We start from the raw sequence: 21,248 nt of genomic DNA on the forward strand, positions 1-21,248 counted from the left end.
TTGCGGTCGATTCGACCGGCGCATATGAAACGATCCGAGATCAATCGCGCGTTTCACGAAGCGAGCGACTGCTTCGCAAAGCAGGGTTGGGCCCTTCCGCCGCGTCCGCGGTGGGACATCACGGATTTCGGGCTCGGCGACTTTCGCCGGTGCGGGCTGACGCTGGTGAACCTGGCGACCGAGCCGGAATACTGCGAGAAGCTGATGTATGCGCGGCGCGGGCAGATCACGCCGTGCCACGCCCACCAGAAGAAGAAGGAGGACATCATCTGTCGCGTGGGCGAACTCTCGCTCCGGCTCTGGCCGACGAAGCCGGCGAGCGCGGGCGAATCGACCGAGACGTTTCCCGTCCGGGTGGATGGCGAGGTCTACGCCGCGACCGCCGGCAAGCTGCTGGTGCTGTTCGCCGGCTCGCGCGTGACGCTGCCCCCGGGATTGTGGCACGAGTTTTTTCCGACGAGCGAGGAGTGCATCATCGGCGAGGTGTCCACCGCGAACGACGACCTGCGCGACAACTTTTTCCTCGATGCGGAAATCGGCCGGTTTTCGACGATCGAAGAGGACGCGCCCGCGCACGTGAGGCTGGTGTCGGAGTGAACGCGCACCCGCCCGGCGCCTCCAACTCGTTCTCGTTCTCTTTCTCTTTCTCGTTCTCCCGTTGCTCGAGCACAGCACCGAGTACGCTTGGGAGAACGAGAAAGAGAACGATAAGAGAGTCGGGGATGAGATGCAGCGTGTGTCAGTGGCTCGCATCCGGACGCAAGGGTGCCATGGTGCACCATGCTTCCCAAAATTGGTTTTGTCGGAGTCGGCCGGATGGGCGCCGCGATGGCGCGCCGGCTGCATGAATGCGGGTTGCCCGTGGCGGCGGTTTACGACGTGCGGCCGGACGCGGCGCGATCGCTCGCGGCGGAACTGGGCGCCACGGCCGCGGACACGCTGGCCGCGGTGACCGCGGCAGCAGAGGTGATCATCACCGTCGTCAGCGACGACGCGGCGCAGCTGGGCGTGTTCGCCGAGACCGGCGACAGCCTGCTGGCGGGCGCCCGCGGCAAGGTGTTCGTGAACTGCGCGACGCTGTCGCCGTCGACGCACGTGGAGGTGGAGCGACGTGTGCGGGCGGCTGCGGGCGCTTCGCTCGAAGCCTGCATGGCCTCGTCGATCCCGCAGGCGCGCGCCGGCACGTTGTATTTGATGTGCGGCGGCAGCCGCGAGGTGTTCGAGCGCGTGAAGCCGGTGCTGGAAAAACTCAGCGCCGAGCCGCGCTACATCGGCGCGACGGGTCAGGCGGCGCAGGTGAAGGCGCTGGTGAACATGGTCATGAATATCAACACGGCGGCGCTGGCGGAAGGGCTCGGACTCGGCGCGGCGCTGGGCCTCGAGCTCACGCTGCTCCGCGAAGTTTTCGCACAGACGGGCGCCGCCTCGCAGGTGCTGAAGACCGACGGCGAGGATATGCAACAGCGCGCGCATGATTGCTTCTTTTCGGCGGCGCATGCGGCGAAGGATAGCGGGATCGCCTGGCGGCTTGGTTGCGAGGCCGGGCTGCACCTCCCGCTCGCGGCGGCGACAAAGCTGCAGTACGAGCGGATGATCGCGCTGGGACTCGGCGAACTCGACAAGAGCGGCGTGGCGGAGCTGACGTTCAAAGGCCGGCACGGGTGAGGGGGCGGGCTCCTCGTCCTCGTTCTCTTGATCGTTCTCCTTCTCCTCGCAGGAGCCGGGACGGAATGAATGGGGATGACGAGAAGGAGAAAGAGAACGGGAATGGGCGAACGCGGCGGGACGGCAAACCCCTGCCCCGCGCCACTCAATTCGCCGGCTCGAGCGAGGCGACGAGTTGCTGCAAGGCCTGGTCGAGCGCGCGGACGCTCACCGGTTTGGTGAGGTGCGTGACGAACCCCGCGGCATGGCTGCGGGCGACATCCTCGTCGCGACCGTAGCCGGTCAAAGCCGCGCCGCGCAGTCCATAGCGTGCGCGCAGGTCGGCCATCAGTTCACAGCCGTTGCCGTCGGGCAAACCGACATCGGAGATGACGAAGTCGAAACTTTCTCGGGCGGCCGCAGCATAGGCGTCAGCCACGGTATTCGCTGTGACGACACGATAGCGGCGGCGGGTGAGCAGTTCGCAGAGGGTACGGCACGTGGGTTGGTGATCCTCGATCAGCAGAACGCGCAACGCCCGCGTTTCCGGGGGAGGCGTCGGCTCGCCGGGGCGCGCGAACGGCGTCGCGCTGCCGGCGGGCGGAGCGACGGGCATGGGCGCGTGGCTGAGGGGCAGCTCGATGGTGAACGTGGCGCCGAGATCACGCCCAAGACTCGTGGCGGAAATGGAGCCGGCATGCAGCTGCACGAGCATGCGCGAAATCGCGAGCCCCAGGCCCAGCCCGCCATAGCGGCCACCGCCGCTCAGCGCGTGATCGCCCTGCGTGAACGCCGTGAAGATGCGCGCGCATTCCTCGGCGGTCATGCCGATGCCAGTGTCGGTCACGGTGATCGCCATCCGGCCACCGTCGGGGCTCAGCCGCGTGCACAAGGTGATCTGGCCCGCCGGGGGCGTGAACTTCACGGCATTCTTGATCACGTTCCAGAAGATCTGCTTCAGCCGCATGTCGTCGCCGTCGACGAGATCCTTGGGCGCGTCGAATTGCCGCACCAGCCGCAGATTCTTTTGCGCGAGATCCTGGCGAACGAGCGCGAGCGCGTTCTCAAGCGTTTCATGCACCCGGACCGGTCGCAGCGCCAGCGCCAGCTTGCCGCGCGTGATGGCCGTGAGGTCGAGGAGGTCGTCGATCAGCCGTGCTTCGAGCGTGACGTTCTGCGCGATGCTTTCGAAATCGGCGCGAACTTCCGGCGGCAGCGTCGGGTCGCCGGCGGCCTCGCTGGCGAGCAGGAGCACGGGGTTGAGCGGCGTGCGCAGCTCGTGCGAGAGTCGCGCGAGGAAGTCGTCCTTGGCCTTGGCGGCGATCAACGCCTGGTCGCGCGCGCGCGCGACTTCCTGCTCGGCCAGCTTGCGGTCGGTGATGTCGGTGACCACGGCGAGCAGTCCCACGATCTCGCCGCTGGCCGCGCGTTCCGGCTCGTGAATCACGTAGACCCAGCGCGGACCGAGCCCGGCGTAAGCGATCTCGGCCTCGAACTCCACGCGCTCGCCGGCCAGCGCCGCCTCGAAATGCGGCCGCATGATCTGGTCGGCTTCCTCGCCCATGATTTCGACGAAGTGCTGGCCGATCACCTGCTGGGGCTCGAGCCCGAATCGCCGCGCGTAGGTGCGGTTGACGAACTTGAACCGGTGCTCGCGATCGAACTGGGTAATGAACGCCGGCGCGTAGTCGGTCACGAAGCGGACCTGCGCCTCGCTGGCGCGCAGCGCGCGCTCGCGCTGCTGTAACTCCTGATTCAGCTGCACCAGTTCGGCGGTGCGCGCGGCGACGCGCGCTTCCAGCTCGTCATTGGCCTGACGCAGCGATTCCTCGGCCTGCTGCCGCTGCCGGATTTCCGCTTCGAGCGCGGCGTTGCTCGCGGCCAGCGCCTGCGTCTTGCGGAAGAGTTCGACGAACACCGCGATTTTTGAGCGGAGGATTTCGGGGTTAACCGGTTTCGTCAGGTAATCCACCGCGCCCGTGCCGTAGCCCTGCAGCACGTCCTTGTCCTCCTGAAAATACGCCGTGAGGAAAATGATCGGGATGTGCTGCGTGCGGCGGCGCTGCTTGATCAGCCCGGCGAGCTCGATGCCGCTCATGCCCGGCATGTTGATGTCGAGCACGATCACCGCGAAGACGCCTTCGAGCAGGAGCATCAGCGCGCGCTCCGCCGTCTGCGCCCGGACGAGACTGTACTCCGCCGAGTGCAACAGGCTTTCCAATACATCCAGGTTCCGCGGCTCGTCGTCGACGAGCAGGATGTTCACCGGCGGCGTGCGTTCGGGGAGAGCGACGGAGTTGGCGGGGTCAGACGCCATGATGGTGAATGTCGTGAGGGCGCAGCAAGACTGCGCCCCTGCAGGATGGGCCTGCGCCGGGGATGGCAGGTCGCACGTAGGCGGCCAGGCTCGTTCTCGTGCTGCGTTCTCTTTCTCGTTCTCTCCAAACCCGGGAGAACGAGGAACGATGACGAGAACGAGAACGATCGAACCGGATCGTTGGGCGCACTGTGTTCACCGGTACAGCCATACGCGGAGGAGCGAGAGGAGCTCGTTGGTGTTGACCGGCTTCGCGATGTAGTCCGACGCGCCGGCGGCGAGGCATTTGTCGCGGTCGCCTTTCATCGCCTTGGCGGTGAGCGCGAGGATCGGCAGCGTACTGAAGCGCGGGTCCTTCCGGATCTCGCGCATCGTTTCGTAGCCGTCCATTTCGGGCATCATGATGTCCATGAGCACGGCGCCGATTTCACCGTGGGACTGGAGCAACTCGATCGCCTGCCGGCCGTTCATCGCGCTGATGACCTCCATCTCGTAGTTCTCGAGCATGGTCGTCAGCGCGAAGATGTTGCGGGCGTCGTCGTCGACGACGAGGATCTTGCGGTCGCGCAGCACCGCGTTGGAGGTGTGCAGGTGCGTGAGCAGCTGGCGTTTCGCTTCGGGCAGGTCGGCGACGACGCGGTGGAGGAAGAGCGCGGTTTCGTCGAACAGCCGCTCGGGCGACTGCACGTCCTTCACGAGGACGCTCTTGGCCACCGTCTTGAGTCGGTGCTCCTCCTCGGTCGAGAGATCCTTGCCGGTGAAGACGACGACGGGCACCTCCCGGAGCGCCGGCTCACGCTGCACGCGGTCGAGCAGTTCGAACCCGCTCATGTCGGGCAGCCGCAGGTCGAGCACGCAGCAATCCACCGGCCGGTCGAGCAGCTGTTCGAGCGCCTCGGCGCCGGTGCCGGCGGTGACGATCTCGATGTCGTCGTGAGCCAGCAGCTGCACGATGCTGTCGCGTTCGATCGCGTTGTCCTCGACGATGAGCAGCCGTTTCACGTGCGGCTCGACGTAGCGCTTGATCCGGTCGAAGCACTGCTGCAGGCCCTCCGTGGTGGTGGGTTTCACCGTGTAGGCGAAGGCGCCGTGGGCCAGCGCATGCGAGCGCTCCTCTTCGACCGAGATGATCTGCACCGGGATGTGCCGGGTGGCGGGATCGAGCTTGAGGTTGTTGAGGACGGTCCAACCGAGCATGTCGGGCAGCAGCACATCGAGGGTGATGGCGGTGGGCTGGTGCTGGCGTGCGAGCGCGAGCGCCGCGGCGCCGCGGGTGGCGACGATGCCCTTGAAACCTCGCTCACGGGCCAGGCCGAGGAGCACGCGGGCGTAGTGCGGGTCGTCCTCGACGATGAGCAGCGTGTGGTCGCCGGGCTGGATCTGGTCGCGATCGTCGAGGATCACTTCCTCGCGGGCGACGGGCAGCATGACGGGCGAGGCGCTGGCCGGGCCGCCGCGAGACGGTTCGCGCGCGGGCTCGAGGTAGAACAGCGGCAGATACAACGTGAACGTGCTGCCCTCGCGGGGCGTGCTGTTGAGTCGGATCTCGCCGCCGAGCAGCGTGGCCAGCTCGCGCGAGATCGAGAGGCCGAGGCCGGTGCCGCCGTATTTGCGGCTCGTGCCGGCGTCCGCCTGCTGGAACGCCTCGAAGATCAGTTTCTGTTTTTCCGGCGCGATGCCGATACCGGTATCCTGGATCGCGAAGGCGATCACATGCGTGGCACGGCTGAGCACCGGATGGCCCTGCACCCAGCCGCTGAGAGCCGGAAACACGCGCACGGCCACCTTGCCCTGCGCGGTGAACTTGAACGCGTTCGAGAGCAGATTCTTCAGAATCTGCTGCAGCCGTTTTGGGTCGGTGGTGATCGCGCGGGGCAGCGTGGAGGCGAAGTCGACCTCGAGCGGGACGTTCTTCGCCTCGGCGATGTGCCGGAAGTTGCGCTCGATCGCATCGCGCAACGAGCTGAAGCTGATCTCCTCCGCCTCGACCGTGACGGTGCCCGACTCGATCTTCGAGAGATCGAGGATGTCGGTGATGAGGTTGAGCAGGTCGGTGCCCGACGAGTGGATGTTGCGGGCGAAATCGATCTGCTTCGTCGTGAGATTGCCGGTGGCGTTTTCCGCGAGCTGCTGGCCGAGGATCAGGATGGAGTTCAGCGGCGTGCGCAGCTCGTGCGACATGTTGGCGAGGAACTCGGACTTGTATTTCGAGGTGAGTGCGAGCTCGGCGGCCTTTTCCTCGAGCGCGCGGCGCGCCTGCTCGACCTCGGTGTTCTTGCGTTCGACCTCGACGTTCTGCTCGGCGAGCTGCCGGGCCTTCTGCGCGAGCTCCTCGTTGGTCTGCGTGAGCTCCTTCTGCTGGCTCTGCAGTTCGACGGTGAGCTGCTGCGACTGTTGCAGCAGACGCTCGGTGCGCATCGTGGCCTCGATGGTGTTGAGCACGACGCCGATCGACTGCGTGAGCTGTTCGAGGAAGGAAACGTGCGTGACGCTGAACGCGTGCAGCGAGGCGAGCTCGATGACGGCCTTGGTCTGGCCTTCGAACAACACCGGCAGCACGACGATGCTGACGGGCGGCGCTTCGCCGAGGCTGGAGTGCACGCGGGTGTAGCTTTGCGGAATATCGTTCAGCAGGATCCGCTGCTTCTCGACTGCGCATTGACCGACGAGCCCCTCGCCCAACGCGATCTCGGCCGGCTGGTCGGCGCGGTGCGCGTAGCCGGCGAGCAATCGCAGCACCGGGCGCTCATCGCCCGATTCCATCTGGTAAATCGTGCCCTGCTGCGCGTCGACGAGGGGCGCAAGCTCGGAGAGCAGCATCTTGCCGACCGTGAGCAGATCACGCTGGCCCTGCAGCATGCGGGTGAACTTCGCGAGGTTCGTCTTCAGCCAGTCCTGCTCCTGGTTGGACTCGGTCGTGACACGAAGATTGTAGATCATCGTGTTGATGTTGTCCTTCAACTCGGCGACCTCGCCGCGGGCGCTGACCTGAATCGAACGCGTGAGGTCGCCCTTCGTCACCGCGGTGGCGACCTCGGCGATGGCGCGCACCTGCGTGGTGAGATTGGCCGCGAGCAGGTTGACGTTGCCGGTGAGGTCCTTCCACGTGCCCGACGCGCCGGGCACGTGCGCCTGGCCGCCGAGCCGGCCCTCGACGCCGACCTCGCGAGCAACGTTCGTGACCTGCTCGGCGAACGTCGCGAGCGTGTCGGTCATGTTGTTGATCGTTTCGGCGAGCGCGGCGACTTCGCCCTTGGCCTCGACGGTGAGCTTCTGGCGCAGGTCGCCGTTCGCGACCGCCGTCACGACGCGCACGATGCCTGACACCTGGTCGGTGAGGTTGGCGGCCATGACGTTGACGGAGTCCGTAAGATCCTTCCACGTGCCGGCGACGCCGCGGACCTCGGCCTGGCCGCCGAGTTTGCCCTCGGTGCCGACCTCGCGGGCGACGCGCGTGACCTCGGCGGCGAACGCGTTGAGCTGGTCGACCATCGTATTGATGGTGTTCTTCAGCTCGAGAATCTCGCCTTTGACGTCGACCGTGATCTTGCGCGACAGGTCGCCGCGTGCGACGGCGGTGGTGACCTCCGCGATGTTGCGGACCTGCGCGGTGAGGTTGGCGCCCATCGCGTTGACCGAGTCAGTAAGATCTTTCCACGTCCCGGCGACGCCGGGCACGACCGCCTGTACGCCGAGCCGGCCTTCCGTGCCGACCTCGCGGGCGACGCGTGTCACCTCGGACGCGAACGAGCGCAACTGCTCGACCATCGTGTTGATGGTTTCCTTCAGCTGCAGGATCTCGCCTTTGACGTCGACGGTGATCTTGCGCGAGAGGTCGCCGAGCGCGACGGCGGTGGTGACATCCGCGATGTTGCGCACCTGCGCCGTGAGATTGCCTGCCATCTGGTTGACAGACTCGGTGAGCTCCTTCCACGTGCCGCCGACACCGGGCACCTGTGCCTGGCCGCCGAGCTTGCCCTCGGTGCCGACCTCGCGGGCGACGCGCGTCACTTCGGAAGCGAAGCCGTTGAGCTGGTCGACCATCGTATTGATGGTGTTCTTCAGCTCGAGAATCTCGCCTTTGACGTCGACGGTGATCTTGCGCGAGAGGTCGCCCTTCGCGACGGCGGTGGTCACCTCGGCGATGTTGCGGACCTGCGCGGTGAGATTCGACGCCATCGAATTCACGTTGTCCGTGAGGTCCTTCCAAGTGCCAGCGACGCCCTGCACCTGTGCCTGGCCGCCGAGCTTGCCCTCGGTGCCGACCTCGCGCGCCACGCGGCTCACCTCGGAGGCGAAGCCGTTGAGCTGGTCGACCATCGTGTTGATGGTGTTCTTCAGCTCGAGAATCTCGCCTTTGACGTCGACCGTGATTTTCCGGGAAAGATCGCCCCGCGCGACGGCGGTGGTCACGTCGGCGATGTTGCGGACCTGACCGGTGAGATTGGTCGCCATCGCGTTCACCGAGTCGGTCAAGTCCTTCCACGTGCCGCCGACGCCGGGCACGACCGCCTGGCCGCCGAGCGCGCCTTCGGTGCCGACTTCGCGGGCAACGCGCGTCACCTCGGCGGCGAAGCCGTTGAGCTGGTCGACCATCGTGTTGATGGTGTTCTTCAGCTCCAGAATTTCGCCGCGAACATCGACGGTGATCTTGCGTCCCAGGTCGCCCTTCGCGACGGCGGTGGTGACGTCCGCGATGTTGCGCACCTGCGTCGTCAGGTTGTTCGCCATCGAGTTGACGTTGTCGGTGAGATCCTTCCACGTACCGGCGACGCCGGGCACCTGCGCCTGGCCGCCGAGCTTGCCCTCGGTGCCGACTTCGCGCGCGACGCGGCTCACCTCCGACGCGAAGGCGTTGAGCCGGTCGACCATCGTGTTGATGGTTTCTTTCAGCTCGAGAATCTCGCCTTTGACGTCGACGGTGATCTTGCGCGACAAGTCACCGCGCGCCACGGCCGTCGTCACGCCGGCGATGTTGCGGACTTGCGCCGTGAGGTTGGACGCCATCGCGTTGACGGAGTCGGTGAGGTCCTTCCACGTGCCGGCGACGCCGGGGACGACGGCCTGGCCGCCGAGCTTGCCTTCGGTGCCGACCTCGCGTGCCACGCGCGTCACCTCCGCCGCGAACGACCGCAGCTGGTCGACCATGACGTTGATCGCTTCCTTTAGCTGCAGAATTTCGCCGCGGACATCGACCGTGATCTTCTTGGAAAGGTCGCCGTTCGCGACGGCGATGGTGACCTCGGCGATGTTGCGGACCTGCGCGGTCAGGTTGCCGGCCATTTGGTTGACTGACTCGGTCAACTCCTTCCACACGCCGGACACGCCCTTGACCTGGGCCTGGCCGCCGAGCTTGCCCTCGGTGCCGACCTCGCGGGCGACGCGGATCACCTCGACGGAGAACGCCTCGAGCTGGCCGACCATGCCGTTCACCAGTTTCGCGGTGCGGAGGTATTCGCCCTTGAGGTAGCGGCCGTTGAGCTCGAGTGGCATCGCCTGCGAAAGATCGCCCTTCGCCACCGCGCCGATCACGCGGCCGACCTCGACGGTGGGTTGCGAGAGCTGGTCGAGCAGCGCGTTGATCGCCTCGATCCGCTCGGCCCAACCGCCGCACGAGTCACCGAGCGGCATCCGCTCGCTGATCTTTCCCTCTTCGCCGACCTGACGCTGCAGCCGCAGCAACGAGCTGTTGAACCGCTGCGTGCGCATCGTGATCCCGTTGATGTGCTCGGCGACCTTGCCCTCGAGCCCGGTCCAATCCGACGGCAGCCGCGCGGAGAAATCGCCGTCGCGCACCGCGGCGAGCACCCCAATCAATTGCCTCATGAATTCGTCTTGCGCCAGTTCGTGGGATCGCGCGCCGTTGGTCGGCAGTTTGGTCTTCATGGGCAAATTTCGGATAAGCAATGGCACTCGCCCGATCCCGCAAGCGCCGCCGACCTAGTTAAGCCGGTGGAATAGAGGGAGTGCTGCGGGCCACCGTCGATTCCGTCAGCGAAGCCGCGCGACGTAGCGCGTCGGATGACGCGTACACGCGCAAGCACACCCGAGCCGCGCGCGGGCGGCGCGCAGTCGGGTGCACCCCTGGTTGAAGCTGAGGCTGGAGAACCGGCGAATGGACCGGGGCGAGTCACACGCGTCCCACAGAGTGCCGAGGCTAGGGTTGGTTCCCGGTCTGGACCGAAAAAACTCCCCGAACAACAACGTCCGCCGGCGAGTTGCAGGCCGGCTGCTTCAGGGCTGACCCTTCGAGGCAGCCACGCAACAGCGGTTCGCCCTCGTGCTGAAGCAGACCCTGTGTCGGACGATGCACCAGCCCGGCGGAGTAGACCCCGTCCAGCTTCATCCACTTCGCGTGGGCCGGCGCACCAAGCGCTGTGTCACGGCTGCGTCGGCGCACCGCGAACAAAACCACGTGCCCTTAATCGCAGCGTAAAGCGGTTCCTGCCGTGAAACGATGGCTGGCCTGTGGGTTCAGGCGGGTTGTCGCGAGGAACTCAGCGCGGCGTTCAGTGAAAGGCGCGGCGGCCGAGTGGTGGAATTGAACCGGCGGTCCGAATCGCGCTCGGGGAGAGGAGCGGAGTCAGCGCCTGCTTCCTGGAGATGACTCTCGAGCTCAGCTGCGCGGTGCGCCGCGGTGTGGGCGGCAAGCACGCGCTGGCGGGCGGCCTCACCGATCGCACGCGCATCTGGCTCGGACATCCCGTGGAGAATTCGCACGACGTCGTTGCCGGTCGTCGCGAGCAGCACTTCACAGCCGGGGGTGAAGAACTGGTCGATGCCCGGCCAGCAGTCGGAGATGATCGGCGTGCCGCAGGCGGCGGCTTCGAAGAGCCGGACGCTGGGCGACCACCCGGCGGCGATCATGTCGGCGCGCGTGAGGTTGAGCGTGAATCGCTGCTGGTTGTAGAAGCGCCGGTGGCGATCTGGGGGCACATGTTCGACCCGCTCCACGTTTTCCGGCCACACGATGTCGTTGGGATATTGGGCGCCGGCGACAATGAACGTGTTCTCCCCGAGCCGTTCCGCGGGGCGCAGCATCAGCCGGTCGAGTGCCGGCTGGCGGTCCGCACTGTAGGTGCCGAGATAACCGAGGTCCCACAGCGGCGCATGTTTGTCCGGGAAGTAGGCCTGCGGATCCACGGCGCAATAGAGCGGCCGCGCCGCGGGCGAACCCCACAGGCGCTGCAGCTCGCCGAGCGTCGGTCCGCCGGTGAACGAGAGGTAGAGATCGTAGCGCGCGATCAGCTCCGCCGAAAGATAGTCGCAGCCATCGCGCCGCAGGTGCGCGAGCGTCACCGGCGTGTCGATGTCGTAAAACGCGGTGACCCCGTGCGCGTTGCGCAGCACCCAGTTGCCGATGGCGATCCCCTCCTGCACGTAGGAACCCACGATGACGGCGTCGGCTTCGCGGATCGTCGGCGTGTACTCGTGCTTCAGCTCGGAGAGGTTCGCGTAAAGCTGGACATCGATGCCGGGGAGTTCGGCCAAGTCGCGGTTGTCAGCGTACCACGGCACATCACGTTCGAGGAACAGCACCTCATGACCGCGGGCGGCGAACTCGCGCAGCAGACCGCGATAAGTCGTGGCGTGGCCGTTGCCCCATGAGGAGGTGATCGAAAGACCGAGAACAACAAGTTTCATGGCAGAAGCCGTGCGGCGAAGGATGGCGCCATAGAGGGCCAACGGCTCCGGCGGTGCCGCGTGGGATCGGCTTTCCTGGTGATTACGTGACAAACCCGGAGGAGTCCTTCGGGGCATCCGCGGGTCGGGGGCGACGAGGCGGCCTCGGGAGGTGGAGCCCACCGTCGCCGGCGGGCTCGATCGAAGGCGGCGGGGTCAACCCTCGGGGACGGCGGGTTCCATCTGGGCAACGAGGGGCGAAGGTCCGGTGGCGCGCAGCGTGCCGGCCGCGCTGAACGTCGCCGTGCGTGCGTGCGCCGGCGCGTCCGGTTCCGCCAGCGAAGGGGCTTTCACAGCAGCGTCTCCAACGGCAGGCTCGAGACCGGCGGGGGCGAGCGGCGGCGGCGCCTCGATCGCGCGGCGACGGGACTCGGCCTGCGCATGACCCAGCACGGATTCCAGCTGCGCCACGCGATGCGCATACGTGTGCTCCGCGAGCACGCGCTGGCGGGCCGCGGCGCCGATGTGTTCGGCCCGAGCCCGATCGAGGGTGCGCACGTGCTCCGCCACTTCGCTACCGTCGTTCGCGACCAGCACTTCGCGGCCGGGCTCGAGAAACAGCTCCAGCCCGGTCCAGGCATCGGTGATCAGGCACGCACCGGCGCCGGCGGCTTCGAACACGCGCGTCGGCGGCGAGAAGCCATAGCGTGCCATGCTCGCGCGGTTGATGTTGAGCACGGCCGTCGGCGTGACGTTGAACGCGTTGTGATCCGCCGTGTAGACGTGTCCGGCGTAAGTCACATTCGCCGGCAGGGGGCGATCGGGCCAGCCGCTGCCACCCAGCAGGAACCGCCGCTCGGGCAGCAGCTCGGCGGCGCGGAGGAAAAACTCCTCCACGCGGGCCTCGCGATCCGGCAGCCGATTGCCGAGGAAGGCCAGGTCGCTGGTGAACCTCGGATCCGGCGGCACCGGAAAATGCGTGTGGGGATCGAGCGCATTGTAGATCGGCACGCACAACCGCGCGCCAAGCGCCTCGTAGGCCGTCACGACCGGATCGCCGCCGCCGTAGGTCAGGATGAGATCATAGCGCCGGATCAGCGGACGAAACGCGTCGTGCAGGTTGATCGTGACCCGGTCCAGCGTGGCCGGCGCATCGACGTCCCAGAATGCCACGAGATTATGTGCGGTCTTCAGCTCCAGCACCGCGGCTTCGAGCAACTCGTCGAAGACGCCGACGCCGCTGGCCTTGACGATCAGGTCGGCGTCGCGCGCTTGTTCGAGCGCGTGCAACGCGGCGACATGCGAGTCGCCGCGATACACCACGACTCGCGCCCAGTCCGGATCAGCGATGTCGCGATGCTGCTGTCGCTCGTAAGCGTCCGGTTCGTAGAAGGTGACGCGGTGCCCGCGGTCGGCCAGCGCACGGATGATCCCGCGATAGTAGGTCGCGGCTCCGTTCCAGAAGGCGGATACGAGGCTGGATCCAAAGAACGCGATGTTCAGTCGGTTTTTCATAAAAGCGGAGGTGGCGAGGGTGTCCGGCAGTTAGTTTTCGCGCCGGTTCGCGCCGCAAGTTGCGTGGGCGGCGCCCGAGAAAGCCGAGCCTCACCACGGCGAGGTGGTGAGGTGGCTGAATGTCGGAACGCTGAAACACGTTCATCGCGCAGCCGAGCGCCTCGCCGGGAATCGGCTCGTCCGCGAGTGCATGAAACCTGCCCCGCTGGTGAGGAGAATTCGTTGGGACACGAGGATAGTGGGTTGAGGTATCCCCCGTCGAAACGCGGATTCGGAGCGATGTCAGGGCCGGGCACCTGGGGCGGCCCGGGGGGGAGTGGCTAAAGGCGCGCGTCAGTCAACGCAGCTCAAGGCGGCTTCCCGTGCGTCAACTCGAGTGAGCGGGCGTTCCGGTTCATGCGCTTTCAAAGTAGCGTCCGCGGCGAACTTCCGCCATCGGGCCGCGGCGGTGACGCAACTCAGGTTTTGCAGCGAGCAGCGACCGCCCAAGCCCCGCGCGAAACCGTGGGAGAGGTGCCGACCGACGTGAGTGGAGAATTCCCGATGTGGCGTCGCGCGGCGGCGTCATGCGATTCCGCACGCCGCGCCCCGGCGCTGGCCCGATGGCGAGGCATCGCGGCGCGGGGTAGGTTGGGCATACGTGGAAAATCGTTCTTCGCCGGCTCCCGCTCCGGACGCCATCGCCTCCGCGCGCGAGGCGGGGTTGCGTTACGTCAGCGACGAGTCGCCGGGCATCACGCGCAAACTGGCCGGCAAACGCGCGCGGTACCTCGATCCGCAGGGACGCGCCATCAAGGATCCCGCCACGCTCGCGCGGATCAAGCGGCTGGCGATTCCGCCGGCATGGAGCGAGGTGTGGATTTGCCCGCTGGCGAACGGGCACATCCAGGCCACCGGCCGTGATGCGCGGCGTCGGAAGCAATACCGCTATCATCCCGATTGGTCGTCGGTGCGCGATGGCGCGAAGTTCGAGCGCACGATCGCCTTCGGGCGGGCGCTGCCGAAAATCCGCCAGCACGTCGCCCGCGATCTCGCGCGGCGCCGCCTCGACCGCCGCAAGGTGCTCGCGGCGATGGTGCGATTGCTCGAGTCGACCTTGGTGAGAATCGGCAACGAGGAATATGCGAAACAGAATCGCTCCTTCGGGCTGAGCACGATGCGCGATCGGCACGTGCGGATCGGACGGGGAACGCTGCACTTCGAGTTTCGCGGCAAGAGCGGCAAGAACCACCAGATCGACCTGCACGATCCGCGACTCGCCGAGATCGTGCGACGCACGCAGGAACTGCCGGGCCAGGATCTCTTTCAATATGTGGACGACGACGGCGAGCCGCAAAAGATCGGGTCCGCCGACGTGAACGAGTATTTGCGCGAGATTGCGGGCGAGGAGTTTTCGGCGAAGGATTTCCGCACGTGGGCGGGCACGGTGCTCGCCGCGCTGGCGTTGCGGGAATTGGGCCCGTTCGCGACCAAGGCGGAGGCGAAGCGGAATCTTGTGCAGGCGATCGAGCGCGTGTCGGGCCGGCTGGGCAATACTCCGGCGGTCTGCAAGAAATGCTACGTGCACCCCGTCGTGCTGCAGAGCTACCTCGACGGCGTCACGCTGGAGCAGGTGAAAGCCAAAGCGGGCGCGGTGCTGGCTTCCGCCGGGCGGAACGGCAACGCAGGGTTGAGCGCGGAGGAGAAGGCGGTGCTGGCGTTCCTGCAGCGCAAGTTGCCGACCACGGCGGAGCGCCTAGCGAAGTCGATCCGGCAGGAAGCACGCAAACGCGGGCGCGGGTCCCGCTGAGTTTGGCGCCGTCCCATGGGTCCTATAGGTCGCATAGGACCTATAAGTCTCATCCGCCTTACAGCGTCGCGATCTGGTCGAGTTGGTCCGCCACGCGTCCGATGATGCGATGCGCGACAAACAGCTGCCCGTGCTCCTGCGAGCGTTGCGTCAGCGCCGGATCTTCCGCGACCGGAGCAAACGCCAGCACTTGGGCCGCCTCTTCTGCGGCCGCAGCCTCGCGCTGCTCGACGCGCTGCGTCACGGGCGAAGCCATGACGGGGAAGCGAATCATGTTGTCAGCCGAGATCTGCATTTGGGGCGGGCCGGGAGAACAAGGGAACTGGCGGCCGAAGTCAAACCTCGCCCGGACCTGGCCCGGAAAATGCGGTAAACACCTTAACTGCTCTCATGAAAATCGAGGCGCTTTCGGCCGAAACTGCAACCGGGCTGCTGCCAGATTTGGCGGTGGTGCTCATGGATGCCGTCCGGAACGGCGCGTCCGTCGGTTTTCTGGAACCGCTGGGCATGGAGGAGGCGAGCGCCTATTGGCGGAGGGTGATCGCGGAAATCCCAGCGGGATTGCGCGTCCTGTTCGGCGCTTTCGACGGAGACGGGCGGCTGGTCGGCACCGCGCAGCTTGCGCTGGACGGCCGCGCGAACGGCCGCCATCGCGCCGAGGTGCAGAAGGTACTCGTGCGTTCGTCCGCCCGGCGCCACGGCGTCGGCGCGCAGCTCATGTCGCGGATCGAAGCTGAGGCCGTTCACCGTGGCCGCCGGCTGCTGTTTCTCGATACGAGCACCGGCCCGGGTGGCGCGACCGACTTTTACGCGGCGTTGGGTTACACCTTCGTGGGTGGCATCCCGGAGTAGGCGGCCGATCCCGACGGACGGCTCGTGGGGAACGCGATCTTCTACAAACAGCTCGGCCCGCGGCTCACGGCGCTGGCCGCGTCGCTCGAACCGGAGCCCGCGGCAGCGTCGGGGAACAGCTGAGTCAAGTGTCGCGCTCAGATCAGCGCGGCTTCCGTCGTCGGATCGAAAAGATGCGCGTGGTCGAGGTCGAAGGTGACTTTGACCTTTTGGTTGGCCTCGAAACGATCCGTCGGCCGCACGCGCGCGATGAACGGCGTCACGCCCGTGTTCAAATAGAGATACGTTTCGGCTCCCATCGGCTCCGACACCTCCACCTTCACCTCCGCCGTGCGCGCCGGGTCCGCGTCCGGCAGCGTGAGCGCATCGTGCACGTTTTCCGGCCTAAGACCGAAGACGACCGGCTGATCGACGCGGTCTGAGACCCGGCGGGCGAGGGTCTCGTTCAGCACGAGCGAGAGGGGCGCGCCGGTGGTGTTGGTCTCGACGAACGAGAGCGCGTTGCCTGTGCGCCGGATCGTGCCGCGAAAGAAATTCATTGGGGGCGAACCAATGAAACCGGCGACGAAGAGATTCGCCGGGCGGTTGTAGAGCGTGAGCGGCTCCGCCACCTGCATGATGTCGCCGTCGCGCATCACGCAAATCCGGTCGCCCATCGTCATCGCCTCCACCTGGTCGTGCGTCACGTAGATCATGGTGGCGCCGAGTCGCGCGTGGAGCTTCGAGATTTCCGTGCGCGTGGAGACGCGCATCTTCGCGTCGAGATTCGAGAGCGGTTCGTCGAAGAGGAATACCTTGGGCTTGCGCACGATCGCGCGGCCGACGGCGACCCGTTGCCGCTGGCCGCCGGAGAGCGCCTTGGGTTTGCGCTCCAGATACCCTTCCAGCCCGAGCAACGCCGCCGCCTCGCGCACGCGCGCCTCGATTTCCGCCTTGGGAAACTTCCGCAGCTTCAACCCGAACGCCATGTTCTCGTAGACGGACATGTGCGGGTAGAGCGCGTAGTTCTGGAAAACCATCGCGATGTCGCGGTCCTTGGGCAGCTCGCTGTTCACCACCTTGCCATCGATGCTGATCGTGCCGCTGGTGATCTCCTCGAGCCCGGCGATCATCCGCAGCGTGGTGGACTTGCCGCAGCCCGACGGACCGACCAGCACCATGAACTCGCGATCCTCGATCGTCAGGTTGATGCCCTTGACGGCAGGCACGCCCGGACCGTTTTTCTCGGGGTAGGTTTTGACGAGGTTTTCGATGAGGACTTTGGCCATGGGGAATCGGCGCGGCAACCGACGGCCGCCGAGTGAGCGCCAGCAGGAGAACGACAAAGTCTGGCGTGCGCAATCGCGCAGCGACGCTCCGCGCCGGGGTGCAGCTCGCTATCCAAAGGGGGAATCCAGGCCCGAACCGCTCGCGCGCTACGGTGTCGGAGGCGTGTCAGCCTCGCCAAACGGCGCGGTGCGCCAGTTGAACAAGATTGAGAGCATCCGGAAAACGAACGTGATCGCGATGGCGATCAGCGCGGCGCGCGTCGCCGGCACGCCAACCCAGGCGGTGAGAAACACGAAGACGACTCCGCCGGCGAGCGCCGTGAGCACGTAGAATTGGCCGGGCTTGAAGACCAAAGGCTCCTCGCGCGTGATCAGGTCGCGGAGCAGGCCGCCGCCCGCCGCGTTCACGACGCCGACCAGCAGTGCGGCGGGCACGGCCAGCCCGGCCGTCAGCGATTTCTGCGTGCCGAACACCGCGTAGGCGCCGAGCCCCACCGCGTCGATCACAGCGATGGTTCGCCGAAAACGTTTCACGTGACCGCCGACGAGCGCGCCGAGTAGCGTGGCGAGCGTGATGACCTGGATGTAGCGGTCATCGGTCAGCAGCGGCGTCGGCCGTCCCGTCTGAATGAACACGCCGTCGCGGAGCAGCGCGCCACCGATGCTCGATGCCAGCGCCAGGAAGAACACCCCCACGATGTCGTAGCGGCGTTGCATGCCGGCGAGCGCACCGGTGATGGCGAACGCGAACGTTGCGCCGAGATCGAACCAGACAGGCAGATGGAAGGTGACCGGGGCCATGGGCAAAAACCGCAGGGTGACGGGTGGGGTGCCGACGCGCGAGCCGGTTTGCGCGAAGACGCGTGCTGGGCGCGTCCACTTTGCCGACATGGGCCGGACGGCATGCCGCGGGGCACCGGCGTCTCGCCCATAGGCTTGCGGAAAACCGGGATGCGCCTGCGTGCTCGGCGTTCGGGACGAGACCCTGCCAATGCGGCTGCGCCGAGGACTCCTTAGCCGGAACCGTGCAGTTGAACCCTCCTTTCGCGGCAATCGACCCACCACGTGGAGGAGCCTGATGTCCTCATCGGGCTTCAGGCGCGTCCCTCGCAAACCAGCCCGGCGAGGACGTCGGGCTGCCCCGTCGACTGCGCCGTTCGGCTTAGTAGGTGAAAAAGATCTCCTGCACCGCGCGCGGATCAGGAGTCTTCGTCAGGGCGAGCATCAACAGTACACGGGCTTTTTGGGGATTCAGTTCGTCCGCAGCCACGAAGCCGTGGCGGTCGTCGTCGATCTCGATGTTGCGCTCCACCACACCGCCGCCGGTGCGCGAGCTGCGCACGATCACCACGCCGCGCTGCGCCGCATCGGCGGCCGCGCGCAAGGCGCGGGCGTTGAGATTCCCGTCGCCGACGCCGGCGATCACGATCCCGCGCGCGCCGGCTGCAACCGCCGCGTCGATCAACTCGCGGCCCATCCCGGCATAGGCGTAAACGATATCGACTCGCGGCAGCTCGGATCGGCCCGCGACGGAAAACTCGCTCGTGCAAGTGTGCCGGCGCACCGGCGGCGCATAGAGGTGCAGCCGGCCGGCGTTGACGACGCCCGCGAGTCCGCGATGCGTGGCGCGAAACGTTCCGAGCTGCGTGGTGTTCGTCTTCGCCACCTCACGCGCGAAGTGAATCTCGTCGTTCGCCACCACGAGTACGCCGCGGCCGTGGGTGTCGGGATGCGCCGCGACGGCGACGGCGTTGTAGAGGTTCATCGGGCCGTCGGCGCTGATCGCCGTCGCCGGTCGCATTGCCCCGACCAGCACGACGGGTTTTGCACTGCGCACGACCAGGTTCAGGAAGAACGCGGTCTCCTCCATCGTGTCGGTGCCGTGCGTCACGACGATGCCCGCGATGTCCGGCTGCGCGAGTGCGGCCTCGGTGCGGGCGGCGAGTTGGAGCCAGACGCCTTCGTCCATGTCCTGGCTGCCGATCGCGGCTACCTGCTCGACGTCGAGCCGGGCGAGTGTTGCGAGCTGAGGCACAGCTGCGACGAGCGCGTCGATCGAGAACGCCGCGGCGTGGTAGCCGCGCGCGACGGCGTCGGTTTGTGCGCCTGCGATGGTGCCGCCGGTGGCGAGCAGCCGGATCCGGGGAAGTGGAGCGGAGGAGGCTGAAGGGGTCCCGGTCATCGCCGCGATCCTGCACAGCCTGCGCCGGAAGAAAACTCCGAACCGCCGAGTCAGCTCATGCTCCTCCTCTCCGGCCCCTTCGCGTCACCTCTCTCTCCGTTGCCACGGGCCACCTTGCCGCCGTCCGAACCCTCTCGCCTCCAGGCTAGTTTCACGTAATACGTGAAACTAGCCTGGAGGTGAGCATGAACAATTCGATCCATCCGAAGCTCGACGTGCCAATGGTGATGGCCGACGGGCTCATTGAAGTCGCGCGCGAGTTGACGCGCTTAGCGAATGCAAAAATCACGGCACGCCGGCGGCATCGTCGCGGGGCCACGCTCCGTCCCGGAATAGATACTCCGATGTGGAATGCGCTGGCGCTTGCCGCCCGTGGCGCGCTGCGGAAATACGGTGAGAAATCGCAACTCGGGCGAATCCTCGGCGTGCCGCCGCAACGGGTGCATGAGTTTTTGATGTCTCGAGCCGCGATGCCCGACGCGGAGCGGACCCTCCTGCTCCTATGCTGGTTGGCACAGCGTCGCTCCCACGGGGCGGTGGGCTGATGTTGGGATAACGACGAAGGCCGCGAGGACTCTGAAAAAGGGCAGCGCCGGGTGCCAAAGCAGACGCCACGGGTTTGGGCGGCAGCAGCGCTTGGTGAGCTCCTTGGAGCGCGGAGCAGCCGTTGGGCTCGCGGGCTAGTTTCACGTATTACGTGAAACTAGCTTGGCCCCGACGCGAGACTGCGGGCTCGACAAGGACGGGGGAGCGCGTTCTCCTGTCCGCCTGCCAAAAGCCACGATGAACCACAGCGTGATGATTGCCGCCGTGATTATGATTCGCCCCTTCTCAGGGCGGCGGCGCGTGGCTGTGTAAACTAAAATCAAACCACTCTCTCCCGAAGCCCTGAGCATCCCGCTCAGGGCTTTTTGTTTTTCCATGAAAAAGCCCTCCCTGACTCTGGACGATGTCGAAGCCGCGCGCGCACGCCTGGCTGGCTGCGTGCGCCGCACGCCCTGTCATCTGGCGCCGGCGATTATGGAGCAGACGGGCATGCGCGTGTGGCTGAAGCGCGACGATCTCCAGCACACCGGCTCATTCAAGGAGCGCGGCGCGCGCCACGCGCTGCTCTGCCTCAGCGCCGCGGAGCGCGCGCGGGGCGTGGTCGCGGCGTCCGCCGGCAATCACGCGCTCGGGCTCGCGTTCCACGGCGCCACGCTGGGCGTGAAAGTGATCGTGGTCATGCCCACGGTCGCGCCTGCGGTGAAGATCGCGCGCTGTCGCGGGCTCGGCGCGGAGGTGGTGCTGCACGGGCGCACGTTCGATGACGCGCAGGCGTTCGCGCGCGTCTTCGCGCAGCGCTGCGGTGCGACGTATGTGCATCCTTTCGACGATTTGCGCGTGATCGCGGGGCAGGGCACGCTGGCGCTCGAGGTGCTGGAACAGGCGCCGCAGCTGGACACGATCGTGGTGCCCGTCGGCGGCGGGGGATTGCTCGCCGGCGTGGCGACCGCGGTAAAAGCCCTGCGGCCGGACGTGCGCGTGATCGCCGTCGAGCCGGAGAACGCCGCATGCTTCCTGGCGGCGTGCGTGCGCGAGCGCGTCGCTCCGGCCGCGGTGTTGCCGACGCTGGCGGACGGCTTGGCGGTGGCGCAGGTCGGCGCGCTGACCTACCAACTGGCCGCGTCACGGGTCGACGACGTCGTCACCGTTAACGAAGACGAACTCGCCGCCGCGATCCGGCTGCTGGCGCGTCGCGCAGGCGTCGTGGCCGAAGGCGCGGGCGCCGCCGCCGTCGCCGCAGTGTTGGCCGGCAAGGTGACGGGCGCCGCGCTCGTGCTCCCGATCACCGGGCGGAACGTAGACGCGCGTCGGCATGAACAGATCGTGATGGCCGGAGAGGACGAGCCGGCGATCGCCGAGCCGCGCGCCGCCTGACGGGGCGCATCTCATTTTCCTGCAAACCCACGGGCGAGACGCCCGTGCCACGTGGCATGGGCGTCCCGCCCATGTCAGAAAAATGAGAGGCGCCCGCCTGAACGCCACCGCCGGCTTGGCGCCCGCCGCGCAACGTGA

At 66.7% G+C, this 21,248-nt stretch carries 14 protein-coding genes; 6 read left to right on the forward strand and 8 right to left on the reverse strand.

Annotated elements, in window-relative coordinates:
• Nucleotides 1-24: 24 nt before the first annotated feature.
• Both OTER_RS05780 and OTER_RS05785 read left to right on the forward strand, forming a co-directional pair.
• Nucleotides 25-597, forward strand: a complete 573-nt coding sequence (locus OTER_RS05780) for a D-lyxose/D-mannose family sugar isomerase (RefSeq protein ID WP_012373959.1) — start codon at nucleotides 25-27, stop codon at nucleotides 595-597.
• Nucleotides 598-780: 183 nt separating this feature from the next.
• A complete protein-coding gene (locus OTER_RS05785) occupies nucleotides 781-1,665 on the forward strand; it encodes an NAD(P)-dependent oxidoreductase (protein WP_012373960.1) in 885 nt (294 codons plus the stop codon).
• A 145-nt stretch (nucleotides 1,666-1,810) separates the two neighbouring features.
• On the opposite strand, the gene OTER_RS23780 is transcribed toward OTER_RS05785, so the two are convergent.
• From OTER_RS23780 to OTER_RS05805, 4 genes are all read right to left on the reverse strand, one after another.
• Nucleotides 1,811-3,961, reverse strand: a complete 2,151-nt coding sequence (locus OTER_RS23780) for a hybrid sensor histidine kinase/response regulator (RefSeq protein ID WP_012373961.1) — start codon at nucleotides 3,959-3,961, stop codon at nucleotides 1,811-1,813.
• A gap of 195 nt (nucleotides 3,962-4,156) precedes the next feature.
• Nucleotides 4,157-9,847 carry a HAMP domain-containing protein gene (locus tag OTER_RS05795; RefSeq protein ID WP_012373962.1) on the reverse strand — a complete coding sequence of 1,897 codons (5,691 nt, stop codon included), beginning with the start codon at nucleotides 9,845-9,847 and terminating at the stop codon, nucleotides 4,157-4,159.
• A 588-nt stretch (nucleotides 9,848-10,435) separates the two neighbouring features.
• Entirely contained in the window at nucleotides 10,436-11,605 is a 1,170-nt protein-coding gene (locus OTER_RS05800; RefSeq protein ID WP_012373964.1) for a CgeB family protein, read from the reverse strand.
• A gap of 195 nt (nucleotides 11,606-11,800) precedes the next feature.
• Nucleotides 11,801-13,099: a CgeB family protein gene (locus OTER_RS05805; RefSeq protein WP_012373965.1), complete on the reverse strand. Its 1,299-nt coding sequence runs from the start codon at nucleotides 13,097-13,099 to the stop codon at nucleotides 11,801-11,803.
• A gap of 640 nt (nucleotides 13,100-13,739) precedes the next feature.
• Between OTER_RS05805 and OTER_RS05810 the strand changes: the two genes are divergently transcribed.
• On the forward strand, nucleotides 13,740-14,888 hold the full coding sequence (locus OTER_RS05810; protein WP_012373966.1) for a DNA topoisomerase IB: 1,149 nt from the start codon (nucleotides 13,740-13,742) through the stop codon (nucleotides 14,886-14,888).
• 58 nt (nucleotides 14,889-14,946) lie between these two features.
• Here the strand turns inward: OTER_RS05810 and OTER_RS05815 are convergent, their stop codons facing one another.
• A complete protein-coding gene (locus tag OTER_RS05815; protein ID WP_148218025.1) occupies nucleotides 14,947-15,162 on the reverse strand; it encodes a hypothetical protein in 216 nt (71 codons plus the stop codon).
• A 116-nt stretch (nucleotides 15,163-15,278) separates the two neighbouring features.
• Here OTER_RS05815 and OTER_RS05820 point away from each other — a divergent pair, with 116 nt between their 5' ends.
• Nucleotides 15,279-15,740 (forward strand): GNAT family N-acetyltransferase, encoded by a 462-nt coding sequence (locus OTER_RS05820; protein WP_012373968.1) that lies wholly within the window; start codon nucleotides 15,279-15,281, stop codon nucleotides 15,738-15,740.
• Between the two features lie 137 nt (nucleotides 15,741-15,877).
• Here the strand turns inward: OTER_RS05820 and OTER_RS05825 are convergent, their stop codons facing one another.
• The 3 genes from OTER_RS05825 to OTER_RS05835 all read right to left on the reverse strand — a co-directional run bounded on the left by OTER_RS05825 (nucleotide 15,878) and on the right by OTER_RS05835 (nucleotide 19,190).
• Nucleotides 15,878-17,008 carry an ABC transporter ATP-binding protein gene (locus tag OTER_RS05825; RefSeq protein WP_012373969.1) on the reverse strand — a complete coding sequence of 377 codons (1,131 nt, stop codon included), beginning with the start codon at nucleotides 17,006-17,008 and terminating at the stop codon, nucleotides 15,878-15,880.
• 147 nt (nucleotides 17,009-17,155) lie between these two features.
• On the reverse strand, nucleotides 17,156-17,809 hold the full coding sequence (locus OTER_RS05830) for a trimeric intracellular cation channel family protein (protein WP_012373970.1): 654 nt from the start codon (nucleotides 17,807-17,809) through the stop codon (nucleotides 17,156-17,158).
• Between the two features lie 361 nt (nucleotides 17,810-18,170).
• A complete protein-coding gene (locus tag OTER_RS05835) occupies nucleotides 18,171-19,190 on the reverse strand; it encodes a type II asparaginase (RefSeq protein ID WP_012373971.1) in 1,020 nt (339 codons plus the stop codon).
• 185 nt (nucleotides 19,191-19,375) lie between these two features.
• Between OTER_RS05835 and OTER_RS05840 the strand changes: the two genes are divergently transcribed.
• Nucleotides 19,376-19,735, forward strand: a complete 360-nt coding sequence (locus OTER_RS05840; protein WP_012373972.1) for a hypothetical protein — start codon at nucleotides 19,376-19,378, stop codon at nucleotides 19,733-19,735.
• Between the two features lie 376 nt (nucleotides 19,736-20,111).
• Nucleotides 20,112-21,110, forward strand: a complete 999-nt coding sequence (locus OTER_RS05845) for a threonine ammonia-lyase (RefSeq protein ID WP_012373973.1) — start codon at nucleotides 20,112-20,114, stop codon at nucleotides 21,108-21,110.
• Nucleotides 21,111-21,248: the final 138 nt, after the last annotated feature.

Source organism: Opitutus terrae PB90-1, from assembly GCF_000019965.1.
GTDB lineage: Bacteria > Verrucomicrobiota > Verrucomicrobiia > Opitutales > Opitutaceae > Opitutus > Opitutus terrae.